Source organism: Pseudoalteromonas sp. P1-8 (assembly GCF_001399985.1).
Taxonomy (GTDB): Bacteria; Pseudomonadota; Gammaproteobacteria; order Enterobacterales; family Alteromonadaceae; genus Pseudoalteromonas.
The window spans coordinates 306696-320849 of the sequence record NZ_LJSO01000002.1 but is presented as its reverse complement, the minus strand read 5'-3'; the positions used below and the strand labels follow the sequence as shown (position 1 = coordinate 320849).

Genomic DNA, 14154 nt, shown 5'->3' with positions numbered 1-14154 from the left:
TGAACTTGACCGCTTAGAAATAGAACAAAAGTTGCTTTAATAGAGCCTGAATTGGTACTTAGATTTGAGTTATAGGTGTTAGGCTCTGGGTGCTAGGTGCTAGGTGCTAGGTGCTAGGTGCTAGGTGCTAGGCAAAATGTACCCGTAGGAATGGCTTTAGCCATGAATTATGTTTTTCAGCATTGCTGGTTCGGTTTTCTTGGTTCGGCAGTAAACTACCTCCTACAATGCTTTTACGAATTGAATTGCTGAGGATGGTTTCAAAAAACAATAACCGCACCGTTCGGCTAAAAACTGACAGCTGATGGCTGAACTTTTAATTAACTCTAAATATAGAATTGAGTTGTAGGCTTTAGGCGCTAGGCTAAATGCACCCGTAGGAATGGCTTTAGCCATGAATTATATTTTTCAGCATTGCTGGTTCGGCAGTAAACTACCTCGTACAATGCTTTTACGAATTAAATTGCTAAGGGTGGCTTCAAAACCCAACAACCGCACCGCTCTAGCTAAAAAACTGACAGCTGATGGCTGATGGCTGGGGTTTTTCAGGCATAAAAAAAACCCAGCAAATCTGCTGGGGTCATAAAAGTGGTACCAGTAGGCGGACTTTTACTTATTCCAGTGCCACGCCCTGCGTGGCGCTCAAGTCCGCTAACTACTTTTTTCAGGCATAAAAAAACCCTAACCAATTGGCTAGGGTTCAAAAGTGGTACCAGTAGGCGGACTTGAACCGCCACGCCCGAAGGCAACGGATTTTGAATCCGTCATGTCTACCAATTCCATCATACTGGCTTCATTTTTCTTTAACCTTCTAAACACGAGAAGATAAAGAAAAACCACTTTAGAGCAAGAGCTTTTTTAATTGCTTTTGTCTCTATGCCAAGCATTATACAAAGAATGGGTAAGGCGGCAAGCGTTTTGTGCGGCGCCAGTGCTCAACCGCACAATAATTAAACAAGTTGTTAACTTTAGAGTTTTGGCATCATTCGCGAAACAATCGCCTGACAATCGATATCATGACTCAGGCAGCCGTACTGACTAAACCCTGCACCACTTAAACGACTTTTTACAAACGCATCGGCAATAAGTGACTCGCCAAATTGTAATAGTGTTGCTGCTTGCCAAAGTAGCGCGAGCTTCTCAATTATGCGCCGAGCATGCATTTCGAGGTTTGCAGTATCTGTGAGCACCTCTTTTAGTTCATCGAGTTTTATCGCAAAATCAGGGTGCAAACTGCGCGCTTTTTCAAGCTCATTAATAAGCACCTCAAGTGATTCTGGTTCACGGCTAAACACGCGTAAAAGATCAAGGCATTGCACATTACCAGAGCCTTCCCAGATAGAGTTTACCGGTGCTTCTTTATAAAGTCGGCTGGTAATGTTGTCTTGAACATAACCCACACCACCAATACATTCCATAGCCTCATAAGTGTGCTGCACTGCCCGCTTACAGATCCAATACTTACCGATTGCTGTGGCACTGCGTATTAATGCCACCTCATTACTATTATCTTGTTTATCAAGGGCATGGGCAATACGCATTGAAATGGCGAGTGCAGCTTCGGCCTCGATAGCTAAATCAGCCAATACATTGAGCATGAGCGGCTGTTGATGCAAGTTTTTACCAAATACACTGCGCCCAGATGTATGCCAAATTGCTTCTTTTATTGCTTGTAACATCAGCGAGCTTGAACCCAACATGCAGTCATAACGGGTTAAAGCAACCATTTGAATAATAGTGGCAATGCCTCGCCCCGGCTCACCGAGTAACCAACCATGTGCACCTCTAAATTCAATTTCAGAACTCGCATTTGATTGATTCCCCAATTTACTTTTTAAGCGCTGAATATACATGGCATTTTTCTCGCCAGATTCGAGCCAGCGCGGCACTAAAAAGCAAGATAACTGCTTGTCATCGGTATTAGCGAGTACCAAAAAGGCGTCGCTCATAGGCGCTGAGCAAAACCATTTGTGGCCGGTTAAAGCATATAATTGCCCTGCACCACTTTCATTGATGGCGTCTGCTTTGGTGGTGTTCGCCCGAACATCAGAGCCGCCTTGTTTTTCGGTCATCGCCATACCTATGGTGACACCTTTTTTCTCGGTCCAAGGCTTATTATCTGAATCGTAATGATTTGCCAGTATTTTAGGTAGCCACATAGCCGCTACATTTTCTTGACTCGCAATGGCAGGCACACTGGCAAAGGTCATGGTTAATGGGCAGCCGGAGCCCGGATCAGCATGATTGTGCAGCACCGCCATAACGGCTCTTACAACATGGCTACCGGCTTTTTGTTGCTGCCAAGGCAATGCGCAGTGCCCTTGCTCTATAGCGTGCTGCATTAGCTGATGGTAACTTGGGTGATAATCAACTTGGTCTATGCGTTCGCCAAATCGGCTGTGAGTGGTTAATTCGGGTAAGTGTTTGTTTGCTAAGAACCCAGCTTGCAGTAATACTCCTCCCACTTGCTCCCCAAACGCCGTTAAATGCGTAGTTCCCCATTGCCCTGCAAAACGATTTTGCCAATATTGAAGTACCGTGTCGGCCTCATAGGCATTGTAGTTTTCAAGTGGTTTGGGTTGATTAAATACCTGATGAGTTTCGCTTTGAGAAACGGCCATAACTGTGTGCTCATTTTTTATTATTTTCTCAACTATAGCAGGTCAGACCTGTTTGTCGACTTGCTAAACAGCCGTTAAGTATTTCTTGTTTGCGAAGGACTTTGCTAAACTACTGCGCAATTTAATTGGACGAGATTGTTTATGTCAGCTGAGTTTCCACGTGCCGGTTTCTGGCGCCGCTTTGCCTCTTTAATCTACGATACCTTGGTTATCATTGCCTTTGCGATGCTGACAACCGTACTGTATTTGTTAGCTGTTCAAGGGCTAATTTCTTTAGACTTACTAAGTATTGGTGACGCTGAAGATGTATCTGCTTTCATTCAAAATTCACCATTATTGTATGGCATTCGTAGTGTGTTATTGGTGATAGTGAGTGTTAGTTTCTTTAGCTATTTTTGGGCTAAGAGCGGCCAAACTATTGGTATGCGTGCATGGCGTTTAAAGGTGCAAACTCTCGATGGTCATTTAATTAGCTGGCATCAAGGCGCTCTTAGAGCCATTACTGCACTATTAGGTTTAGGTAACTTAGTGGTGTTGGTCGATTTTAAAAATAAGCGTGCCTTGCAAGATTACATCGCAAAAACTGAAGTGATCACCCTCACCAAAGAAGAAAATAAACGTATTTATCGCTCACTTGATTAAGTGATTAAGCAACACATCAAGCACAAAAAAGCGTGGCTCAACCCACGCTTTTTTTATGCTTTTTAAACGAGCATTACACTCGTTTATTCAATAGATAAGTCGCAAAACCAATAAACAGTAGGCTTGGTAATACGGCACCAACCACAGCTGGAATTTGGTAAACCATCACCACAGGACCAAATATCTCATTGGTTAAGTGGAAAGTAATACCGGTTATAACACCCATGATGATACGTGCGCCCATGGTTACTGTGCGAAGCGGGCCGAATATAAACGATAAAGCAACTAACAACATAACGGCGATAGATACAGGCTGCATGATCTTACGCCATAGCGCTAGCTCATAAGTGCTGGTGTCTTGCTCATTTTGCTGCAAATAACCTAAATATGACCAAAGCCCAGTAAATGACAGCGCTTCGGGCTTAACCGACACCACTCCTAATTTTTCGGCGGTCAGTTGCGAGTCGTAAAACTCTTCTTTATGCTGCTCAGTATTGATCTGCTCTGGCGTGATCATTACTTTATTTACATCACGAAGTAACCAACCATCTTTACGGTTTATTGCCTCTTCTGCCTTGGTAATTTGAGTAAGTTGTAACGATTTATCAAAGTGATACATATGCACGCCACGTAAAGTGCCTTGCTGATCGACATCTTCAATATTAATGAAGTTGCTACCATCTTTCGCCCACACACCTTGCTTAGCATTAAATACATCACCACCATAAATCGCTTGGTTACGTATTTCTTTTGCTTTGAGCTGTGCTTCTGGGGCACCCCATTCACCTAGCGCCATCATACAAATCGCCATAAACATCGCGGTTTTCATGACTGATGCAATAATTTGCAGGCGTGACATACCCGCCGCTTGCATAACGACTAGCTCACTGTTTGAGGCCAATGCACCTAAACCTGTTAAGCCACCAATCAAGGCAGCCATTGGGAAAAAGATAACTAAATCACCCGGCATGCTATACAGGGTGTAAATCAGCGCAGTTGCAATATCATAGCTACCACGGCCAACTGATTTTAACTGCTCAATAAACTTAATGAGGGTACTAATACCTACCAGCACCATTAATGCAAAACCGGTGGTTTGAATTATGCTGCGACCTAAATACCAGTCGAGTGTTTTCATCATGCGCTTAACTCCCGCTTAGTCACAACTGCCTTTAACCATGCGCCGAGCGGACGACCTTTAATAATCAAGAAACCACCAATAAACAAGGCTGATAAATGGATCCACCACAAACCAATTGAAGGCGGAATTTTACCATCTTCAACAGCAAACTTAGCTGCATTCAATAAAATGAAGTACCCTAAATACAAGCTGATTGCAGGCACTAATTTAGCGAATTTACCTTGGCGCGGATTCACCACACTCAAAGGCACTGCGAGTAAAGTTAATAATGGAATTGAAAGCGGAATAGCTAAACGCCACTGCCACTGCGCAATTGCTTCAGAGGTTTTCATTTTGAATAAATCAAGTGTTGGAATAGCTTCTAACTTACGACGCTGGTGCTCAATTTCTTGATCTTGAATTTGTACACTGTAACCATCGAACTCTGTTAGGTTTAACGCAGCAGACTCGCCATCTGTTTCGTAGCGCTTACCGTCATTAAGAACAAGTTGCTGCTCACCGTTATCTTGCTCAATCACCACACCACGCTCTGCATATACTAAACGGGCTAAGTCACCTTTTTCACGGTCAGGAAGCTGTGCAACAAATACCTTGTGAAGCTCTTTACCGCTATTTTCGATGTTGTGAATAAAAACCACCGCTTTTTCGTTTCCAGTTTGCTGAAAACGCCCAGCACGAAGTGCCGATAAGCCAGCATCGGCTTTCGCTTGTTCTTTTAATTGATATTCTTGCTCACTGGCCCATGGCGCAACATAAAGAGTAAGCGCACCGGCTAAAATAGCCATCGCAGTACTTGAGATAAGCGTGACACGAACCACATACCACTCACTGACACCACAGGCTTTGAAAACAGTCATTTCGCTGTCTGCATAAATGCGACTGTATGCCAAAATAATCCCTAAGAAGATACTCAAAGGTAAGATAAGTGAAGCAAGTTGAGGAAGTTTTAGTGCAATCATCGAGAGCACAAGTTTAGCTGGAAGACCCCCTTCAGAGGCGTCTCCTAAAATAACAACAAACTTTTGAGACACAAAAATAGTCATCAAAGTTAAAAATACGGCGACCTGCGACTTGAAGACTTCAGTGGTCAAATAACGAAAAATTAGCAATGCTCGCCCCTGTTAAACATCGAGTTTCACTGGAATAGTAAGGAATTTTGAGTAAACTAGTTATTTTACTCACTTTATTATATGCCATCAAAGTTAAATATCATACCTAGCAAGAACATATAATCTTGCATAAATGGTGCAGATGGCGTCTATTATGTGATATTGATATTCACATTAAGATAAAGTTCAAAAACACATAAATAGAGTCATAGTTTATGTACTAAGATTAGTGCTATTAAACTAAAAAATGTAAGAAAGGACTCGAAAAAGAATTTCTTACCCTTATAAACTAAGGTTATACGACTCAATATCAGGAGTAACAATGGAATTTAGCGTAAAAAGTGGTAGTCCAGAAAAGCAACGTAGCGCATGTATTGTAGTAGGCGTTTATGAGCCACGTCGTTTATCCCCCATTGGTGAACAATTAGATAAAATCAGTGACGGTTATATCTCAAACTTACTGCGTCGCGGTGACCTTGAAGGTAAACCAGGCCAAGTATTGCTATTGCATCATGTACCTAATGTACTGAGCGAGCGTGTACTACTAGTAGGTTGTGGTAAAGAGCGTGAGCTTGATGACAAACAATATAAACAAATCATCTCAAAAACGATTAACACGCTAAACGAAACCGGTTCGATGGAAGCGGTATGCTTTTTAACTGAGCAACACGTTAAAAGCCGTGACACTTATTGGAAAGTACGCCAAGCAGTTGAAACAACTCAAGACTGCTTGTATACCTTCAATCAACTGAAAAGCAAAAAGAGCGACCCACGTCGCCCACTACGTAAAATTGTTTTCAACGTACCAACGCGTCGCGAGTTAACCATTGGCGAAAGTGCAATTGAGCATGGCTTAGCCATCGCTGCAGGTAGCAAGTTATGTAAAGATGTTGCCAACATGCCGCCAAATATCTGTAACCCTGCTTATTTAGGTGAGCAAGCACAAGAAATTGCTGATAACTTCGATAATGTAAGCGTTGATATTATTGGCGAAGAAAAAATGGCAGAACTGGGCATGAATTCATACCTAGCAGTTGGCCGTGGTAGTGCTAATGAATCGGTTATGTCAGTGATCAACTATCAAGGTGGCGACAAAGACCAAGCGCCAATCGTGTTAGTGGGTAAAGGCTTAACCTTTGACTCAGGTGGTATTTCGATCAAACCAGGCGAAGCCATGGATGAAATGAAATACGACATGGGTGGTGCAGCAGGTGTTATTGGTACTATGCGCGCTTTAGTGCAAATGCAATTACCAATTAACGTTGTCGGTGTTTTAGCGGGTTGTGAAAACATGCCAGGCTCAAACGCTTATCGCCCGGGTGATATCTTAACCACTATGTCGGGGCAAACAGTTGAAGTGTTAAATACAGACGCTGAAGGCCGTTTAGTACTGTGTGATGCACTCACTTATGTTGAGCGCTTTGAACCTGATACCGTTGTCGACGTAGCAACACTGACAGGTGCGTGTATTATCGCGCTGGGTTCACATGCCACAGGTTTACTATCAAACCACAACCCACTGGCCCATGACCTACTAAAAGCGTCTGAGCAAAGTGGCGACCGCGCATGGCAGTTACCTTTATGGGATGACTATCAAGAGCAACTTGAAAGCCCATTCGCTGATTTCACCAACTTAGGTGGCCGTGCCGCAGGCACCATTACAGCTGCATGCTTCTTATCTAAATTCACCAAAAAATATAACTGGGCGCATTTGGATATCGCAGGTACGGCATGGCGCAGCGGCGGTAAAAACAAAGGTGCAACCGGTCGTCCGGTACCTATGTTGACTCAGTATTTACTAAACCGCGCAGGCGTGAGTGAAGCAAGTCACGATTAAGCCTTATCGCAAGCTTAAAACTATCCCTAAATAAGGCGCCAAATGGCGCCTTATTAATTGAAGCAATTCGCGTTCTATGTCAAAATCCCTGCTTTGATCTGTGTATCTGTGGGGACGAAAGTCACTATGAATATGAACGCACAATTTTACGTTCTAAAACAAGATGATAGTGCCCACCAAACGGCTGGCGCTGTTTTCGATCTGGCAGCTAAAATTGCTGCGGATCAGTATCGTCTAGGTCATCGCGTATTTATTTACGCTGATAACACCGACACGGCCCACACAATCGACGACATCATTTGGTCATTTGAACCAGATAGTTTTGTACCTCACAACTTACAAGGTGAAGGCCCTAAAGGTGGCGCTCCGGTTGAAATTGGTATGACTCCACCTGTCGGCAACAGAAAAATATTAATCAACTTAGCTGAACACCTACCGGATTTTATTCGCCGTTTTCAGCAGGTTTATGATTTCGTACCCGTTGAGCCAAATGCTAAGCAAGCCGCCCGTGAGCGGTTTAAAAAGCTTCGCCAACTGGGCGCCCATATTGCAACGCAAGAAATTGACATTTAAGCATTTATTTAAGGTTCTGTGTAATGGATAAAACCTATAATCCGCAAGATATTGAACAGTCTTTATACCAAGGCTGGGAAGAAAATGGCTACTTTAAACCGTCTGGCCAAGGTGACGCATACTCAATTATGATCCCGCCACCAAACGTCACGGGTAGCTTACACATGGGCCACGCGTTCCAAGATACCATCATGGATACGCTAACGCGTTTAAAGCGTATGCAAGGCAACAACACTTTATGGCAAGTAGGTACTGACCACGCGGGTATCGCAACGCAAATGCTTGTTGAGCGTAAGCTTGCAGCTGAAGAAGGTAAAACACGTCACGACCTTGGCCGTGAAGCATTTATCGATAAAATCTGGGAGTGGAAAAACCACTCTGGTGGCACGATCACTAAACAATTACGTCGTTTAGGCGCTTCTGTAGATTGGGACCGTGAGCGTTTCACTATGGACGAAGGCCTTTCTGAAGCGGTTAAAGAAGTATTCGTACGTCTTCACAAAGAAGATTTAATCTACCGTGGTAAGCGCCTAGTTAACTGGGATCCTAAGCTACACACTGCGATTTCTGATCTTGAAGTTGAAAACAAAGACAAACAAGGTCACATGTGGAACCTACGTTACCCACTTGCTGATGGCGTAAAAACCAAAGATGGTAAAGACTACATCATTGTTGCGACAACACGTCCTGAAACAATGCTAGGTGATTCAGGTGTTGCTGTTAACCCTGATGATGAGCGTTACCAAGATCTGATCGGTAAAGAAATTTTACTGCCTATCGTAAACCGCCGTATTCCAATTGTTGCCGATGAGCATGCAGACATGGAAAAAGGCACAGGTTGTGTGAAAATCACGCCTGCCCACGACTTTAACGATAACGAAGTAGGTAAACGTCACCAACTACCAATGATCAACATCTTCAATAAAGATGCTGCGGTATTAAGCGAAGGTGAAAGCTACACATTCGACGGTAAAGAGCTTGAATTAGATGCGCCAATTCCTGAGCGCCTACATGGCCTTGACCGCTTTGATGCACGAAAAGCGATTGTGAGCGAATTTGAAGAACTTGGTCTATTAGAAAAAATTGAAGATCATAGCCTAACGGTACCTTACGGTGACCGTTCTGGCGTAGTGATTGAGCCACTTCTTACTGATCAGTGGTACGTGCGCGTAGCACCACTTGCTGAGCCTGCAAAAGAAGCCGTTAAAAATGGCGACATTAAGTTCGTGCCTCAACAATACGAGAACATGTACTTCTCGTGGATGAACGACGTACAAGACTGGTGTATTTCACGTCAGCTTTGGTGGGGTCACCGCATCCCAGCTTGGTACGATAACGAAGGCAACGTTTACGTTGGTCGTGACGAAGCTGAAGTACGCCGCGATAACAACCTTGCTGATGATGTTGCACTTAAGCAAGACGAAGACGTTTTAGATACCTGGTTCTCATCTGCGCTTTGGACTTTCTCAACGCAAGGTTGGCCGGCAAACACTGATGATTTAAAAACGTTCCACCCGTCTGACGTATTGGTAACAGGTTTCGATATCATCTTCTTCTGGGTTGCTCGTATGATCATGATGACCATGCACTTCATCAAAGATGAAGACGGCAAGCCACAAGTACCATTTAAAACCGTTTACGTAACTGGCCTTATCCGCGATGAAAACGGCGATAAGATGTCTAAATCGAAAGGTAACGTACTTGATCCTATCGACATGATTGACGGTATCGATCTTGAAAGCCTAGTTGAAAAGCGCACTGGTAACATGATGCAGCCACAACTAGCGAAGAAGATTGAGAAGAACACTCGTAAAACATTCGAAAACGGTATCGAAGCACACGGTACAGACGCACTGCGTTTCACCCTTGCAGCAATGGCTTCAACGGGTCGTGATATCAACTGGGATATGAACCGTCTTGAAGGTTACCGTAACTTCTGTAACAAACTATGGAACGCAAGTCGTTACGTATTAATGAATACAGAAGAGCAAGACTGTGGTTTCGCTACAGATGCTGAGAAACAGTATTCACTCGCTGATCGTTGGATTTTAGGCCAGTTTGAAGCAACTGTTAAAACCTATACTGAGCATCTAGAAAACTACCGTTTTGACCTAGCCGCAAACACTATTTATGAGTTCACTTGGAACCAATTCTGTGACTGGTACCTAGAGCTTACTAAACCAGTATTGTTTAAAGGCAACGAAGCACAGCAACGTGGCACTCGTCATACCTTAATCACGGTATTAGAAAGCCTACTTCGCTTAATGCACCCGTTAATGCCATACATCACAGAAACGATTTGGCAACGTGTTGCACCACTTGCAGGTATCGAAACTGCGGGCACTAGCATCATGGTTCAAGGTTTCCCTGTTTACAATGAAGCAAATGTTGATAGCCAAGCGATGGACGACCTAGAGTGGGTTAAACAATTCATTCTTGCTATTCGTAACATCCGTGGTGAAATGGATATCAGCCCAAGCAAACCATTATCGGTATTGCTTGCTAATGCGTCTGACGAAGACAAACGCCGCTTAACGGAAAACGAAGCTTTCTTAGCGTCTCTTGCTAAGCTTGAAGAGTTCACGCTTCTTGATAGCAAAGACGAAGCACCTGCGTGTGCAACATCGTATGTTGGTAACCTTGAGATCATGATCCCAATGGCTGGCCTAATCGATGTTGAAGCTGAACTAGCTCGTATCGCGAAGCAGCTTGAAAAAGCAGAGAAAGGCTTAGCTCAAGTTAATAACAAATTAGCTAACGAGAAGTTCGTAAATAACGCGCCAGAAGCCGTGCTTGCTAAAGAGCATGCTAAGCTGGCTGAGTTTACAGATGCGAAAGACAAACTATTAGCGCAAAAAGCGAAAATCGAAAGTCTATAACAGCATATATAAAGCGCGATTTATTCGCGCTTACAAAAAAGCCGCGCTATAACATTGTTATAGCGCGGCTTTTTAATGCTCTGTAGCAGCGACTTTACGTCGCGTCAAAATTAAAATTTGTAGTTGTACTGAGCACCAATTAGAACTGCGTGACCTTTTGATTCATATTCCCATGAAACATCTTGGCCTAAAGAAGCAGCTAGGCTGTCTTTTTCAGAGAAGTTTTGTGTTTTACCACGAAGGATACTTACACCTAAGTCAACATTTGAGTTTTCGCTGAATGCGTAGTTACCACCAAACGAGAACCAGAAACGATCTGTATCAGGGATAGAGATTGAAAGGTGTGATTGGTCTGCTGGTGACTCATCGTATGCAATACCTGCACGAAGTAAAAGTGCATCGCTGTACTGGTAGTCAGTACCGATAGAGTAACGCATTGAATCTGAGAAGTTCTCTTCTTTAGAGAATACAGGCGTTTCAAGGCTTGGTGTATAAGCTTCTAATTTTTGGAAGCTGTCCCAACCAGTCCATAAGATGCTGTAGTGTACGCCTAGCTTCTTATCAAGTTGATGTGAACCAGAGAACTCAGCAATTGCTGGTAAAGTCAGTTTTAACTCACCTGGTACTGTAGTACCCGCTAAACCGCCAACTGCAGCTGGAAGTTGGTTTGAGTACTCGCCTTCAAAGTCGATATCTGTTTCACTGCGGTAGTTAAAACCAAAACGGTTGTTTTCGTCTAACTGATACATCGCACCAATGTTCCAACCAAAGCCGTAGTCGTCACCTTCAAGGTGAGCAATTTGCGTGCTAGCTGGTAAACCAAATGGATTAGTACCTGCATTACGAACAACTTTTGCATCAGCATAAACATAGTTTAAACCAAGACCTAAGCTGAACTGTTCGTTGATTTTATATGAAGCGCTAGCATTCATGTTAACTGTTACGATTTCAGTTTCACCTGCAATAGAGCCTGCCGCGTAGTCATCTTTAAACTCAGTTGAAAGACCGAAGTTTGAAAAAGCACCAAAGCCTAAAGACACTTTATCGTTTAAAGGCATTGTGAAGTAACCTGCAGGGATAAATGCAGATGGTGCGATGCTATCGTCATCGATAGAGCTTTCATCTAAGCCGTATGCAGCACTTTCGCCTTTTAAACTTACATCTGGAATTACAGCAATACCTGCTACTGAGATTTGCTTGTCTTTGAATAAAGACATAAGTGCAGGGTTACGAGCAACAACTGATGCGTCATCTGCAACAGCTGCTTCACCAGCGTATGCGCGACCTAAACCTGAAACGTTTTGCTCTGCTAATTGGAAAGCTGCAGCGAAGCTGTCAGCAGAAACAACAGCAAGTGATGCTGCAATTAGTGTTTTAGTGAACTTCATAAATCTGTGTCCTCTTGCAAACTTGTGCGAAAGCTAATCCAACAATGAGGGCAACCTATTAGTTAAGCATAAAAGATTAGCGCTGTATGTTGGTATTAGATGTTTTATTCTAATGATTACAAACTTTCGAACATTACCTTAATTAAGATCAAAAAACTGTAATTTTTCGTTAGAAATAGGTAAAAAACCCGCATTTTAACAACAAGATAACAACTTATTAAAACTCATCAGAGCTCTGATTACAAAAACAACAAACAGTAGTAATTATCATTTGCATTGACATCTATTTCTTGTCCCTTTAGACTAAAAATAAAGGTTTTACTGTTGAGTTTGAGTATGGAAATCGCATTGATTATTGCGGCACTGATGTTATGTGGTGTGAGTGTTCATTATTTTTGTAAAGCAAACTATTGCGCGTGCACTAAAGCGGGTGATTGCGATAACCCAGTCAATCACTATTGGCTAGGCGCCATGCTGAGTGCTGTTTTATCACTACTGTTATGTTGTGTGGCCTTACATGTAGAAAAAGGCACATTGCTGTGGTTGGTATTAATGACGAGTTGTTTTAGTGGTGCATTTATATCAGCAAAACGCAGTGCCAAAAAACGCTGTGTTAAGTCTAAACAAGCAGATGCTCTTTTAACAAACGAGCCAAATTAAGCTGATAATCTAGAGGCTTAATACTCGCAATAATTTTTAGTTCTTTTTCTACGCTTAAATCGACATCTTTGGCAGTAATATGATGCTTATGCTTGGCATTATAGAAGATCTTTATTTTCGGCTTAATTGGGTTTTCGTGGTTACCTTCCATCACTAACGCCAAGCGCTCATTATTCAACTTCACAATCGTTCCAACAGGGTGCACCCCTAGGCATTTAATAAAGCGTTGCACCAACTCAGAGTCAAACAATTGCTTATTGGCAAGTAAATAACGCAGCGCTGAGATTGGCTCTTCTCCCATTTGATGCGGCCTGTCTGCTGTCATAGCATCATAAACATCGACGATTGCCATCATACGGGCTGCACGGCTCAGCTTTTCAGCTGCAATACCGCGAGGGTAACCTGTACCATCTAAACGCTCATGGTGATTCACTATCATATCGAGCATTAACGGCGTAATGCCCTTTTCACCTTTCACTAAACCTAAACTCTGCGCCACATGCTTTTTAACAACTTGCATTTCGTTGTCGTTCAAGGCACTTGGTTTAGACAATACACCTTGTGGCATTTTCGCCTGACCGATATCGTGCATCAATGCACCCATTGCCAGCTCTTTAATTGTCTTTTCTTTGTAACCTAGGTACTTAGCAAACACACTCACCAAAATAGCGGTGTTGATCATGTGCCGCCAGTTATAAATATGTTTATCTTTAAGGCGAGTTAAAATAGTTAAGGCATTGTGATTACGAAATACCGAGCTGACTATATCAACGGCGATATCATCAAGCACAGCTACATTCACCTTTAAACCCGATGTGATATCTGAGTAGAAACCTTGCAATTTTCGGCTGTGCTGCTCGTAATGCACGCTGGCTTTTAGAAACTCTTGTTGAACCGTTATCCCTTGTGGTGCTTCGTTAGCTGCAGGCTTTTGTTCAACCTTAGGTTTAGCCGGTTCAGGCTTTGGTTGGTATTTTTTAGGGAGTGCAACATCGCTTTGTGTAAAGTCGATGAGTAGCTCTTCAACCCCCTCAGAGATAAGGCGTTGAATAATCGTTTTATCACGCACTAAACCACGTGTTTTGATCTTAATACTATTTACATGCTCTTGTTGCTTACTGACACTGTCAACAAACATCCCTGGTACAAGTTCGGCAATGGGTAAGGTAATAAGCATATGTGAGCTTAGCGCATAAAAACATCGAGTTTTTTATTATCGCTAATTGATTACAAATGTCTATAGATTGGGTAGCGAATACGAAATAGGTATGAGTTAAGAAGTTAGAAAGGGGAAAGTTAGAAAG

Annotated in this window: 10 protein-coding genes and 1 tRNA gene; 5 read left to right on the top strand and 6 right to left on the bottom strand. The window is 42.9% G+C overall.

Going from position 1 to position 14154, the window contains the following annotated elements; all coding sequences use genetic code 11:
* Positions 1-707: 707 nt before the first annotated feature.
* A tRNA-Leu gene (locus tag AN213_RS04985) sits at positions 708-792 on the bottom strand.
* A gap of 176 nt (positions 793-968) precedes the next feature.
* Entirely contained in the window at positions 969-2621 is a 1653-nt protein-coding gene (locus AN213_RS04980; protein WP_054562712.1) for an acyl-CoA dehydrogenase family protein, read from the bottom strand.
* Positions 2622-2762: 141 nt separating this feature from the next.
* Here AN213_RS04980 and AN213_RS04975 point away from each other — a divergent pair, with 141 nt between their 5' ends.
* Positions 2763-3263, top strand: a complete 501-nt coding sequence (locus AN213_RS04975; protein WP_054562713.1) for an RDD family protein — start codon at positions 2763-2765, stop codon at positions 3261-3263.
* A gap of 73 nt (positions 3264-3336) precedes the next feature.
* Here the strand turns inward: AN213_RS04975 and lptG are convergent, their stop codons facing one another.
* Together lptG and lptF are read right to left on the bottom strand one after the other, a co-directional pair.
* Complete coding sequence (lptG, locus tag AN213_RS04970) at positions 3337-4404, bottom strand: LPS export ABC transporter permease LptG (RefSeq protein WP_055197694.1); 1068 nt, start codon at positions 4402-4404, stop codon at positions 3337-3339.
* Positions 4401-5513: an LPS export ABC transporter permease LptF gene (gene lptF, locus AN213_RS04965; RefSeq protein WP_055197692.1), complete on the bottom strand. Its 1113-nt coding sequence runs from the start codon at positions 5511-5513 to the stop codon at positions 4401-4403. The genes lptG and lptF overlap by 4 nt, the downstream gene beginning before the upstream one ends.
* Before the next feature lie 322 nt (positions 5514-5835).
* Between lptF and pepA the strand changes: the two genes are divergently transcribed.
* The 3 genes from pepA to AN213_RS04950 all read left to right on the top strand — a co-directional run bounded on the left by pepA (position 5836) and on the right by AN213_RS04950 (position 10802).
* On the top strand, positions 5836-7350 hold the full coding sequence (pepA, locus tag AN213_RS04960) for a leucyl aminopeptidase (RefSeq protein WP_054552638.1): 1515 nt from the start codon (positions 5836-5838) through the stop codon (positions 7348-7350).
* Positions 7351-7476: 126 nt separating this feature from the next.
* Positions 7477-7923: a DNA polymerase III subunit chi gene (locus AN213_RS04955; RefSeq protein WP_054562716.1), complete on the top strand. Its 447-nt coding sequence runs from the start codon at positions 7477-7479 to the stop codon at positions 7921-7923.
* A gap of 23 nt (positions 7924-7946) precedes the next feature.
* Positions 7947-10802, top strand: coding sequence for a valine--tRNA ligase (locus AN213_RS04950; protein WP_054562717.1), 2856 nt, complete (start codon positions 7947-7949; stop codon positions 10800-10802).
* Between the two features lie 110 nt (positions 10803-10912).
* Here the strand turns inward: AN213_RS04950 and AN213_RS04945 are convergent, their stop codons facing one another.
* On the bottom strand, positions 10913-12190 hold the full coding sequence (locus AN213_RS04945; protein WP_054562718.1) for an outer membrane protein transport protein: 1278 nt from the start codon (positions 12188-12190) through the stop codon (positions 10913-10915).
* Between the two features lie 336 nt (positions 12191-12526).
* On the opposite strand from AN213_RS04945, the gene AN213_RS04940 reads away from it, so the two are divergent.
* Positions 12527-12850, top strand: a complete 324-nt coding sequence (locus AN213_RS04940) for a hypothetical protein (protein ID WP_054562719.1) — start codon at positions 12527-12529, stop codon at positions 12848-12850.
* Here the strand turns inward: AN213_RS04940 and AN213_RS04935 are convergent.
* Positions 12810-14027, bottom strand: a complete 1218-nt coding sequence (locus tag AN213_RS04935) for an HD-GYP domain-containing protein (protein WP_055021199.1) — start codon at positions 14025-14027, stop codon at positions 12810-12812. The genes AN213_RS04940 and AN213_RS04935 overlap by 41 nt on opposite strands.
* Positions 14028-14154: the final 127 nt, after the last annotated feature.

Coding starts and splice junctions, on each gene's coding strand:
- AN213_RS04980 (WP_054562712.1), bottom strand. CDS start 2,621: ATGGCCGTTTCTCAAAGCGAAACTCATCAGGTATTTAATCAACCCAAA.
- AN213_RS04975 (WP_054562713.1), top strand. CDS start 2,763: ATGTCAGCTGAGTTTCCACGTGCCGGTTTCTGGCGCCGCTTTGCCTCT.
- lptG (WP_055197694.1), bottom strand. CDS start 4,404: ATGATGAAAACACTCGACTGGTATTTAGGTCGCAGCATAATTCAAACC.
- pepA (WP_054552638.1), top strand. CDS start 5,836: ATGGAATTTAGCGTAAAAAGTGGTAGTCCAGAAAAGCAACGTAGCGCA.
- AN213_RS04955 (WP_054562716.1), top strand. CDS start 7,477: ATGAATATGAACGCACAATTTTACGTTCTAAAACAAGATGATAGTGCC.
- AN213_RS04950 (WP_054562717.1), top strand. CDS start 7,947: ATGGATAAAACCTATAATCCGCAAGATATTGAACAGTCTTTATACCAA.
- AN213_RS04945 (WP_054562718.1), bottom strand. CDS start 12,190: ATGAAGTTCACTAAAACACTAATTGCAGCATCACTTGCTGTTGTTTCT.
- AN213_RS04940 (WP_054562719.1), top strand. CDS start 12,527: ATGGAAATCGCATTGATTATTGCGGCACTGATGTTATGTGGTGTGAGT.
- AN213_RS04935 (WP_055021199.1), bottom strand. CDS start 14,027: ATGCTTATTACCTTACCCATTGCCGAACTTGTACCAGGGATGTTTGTT.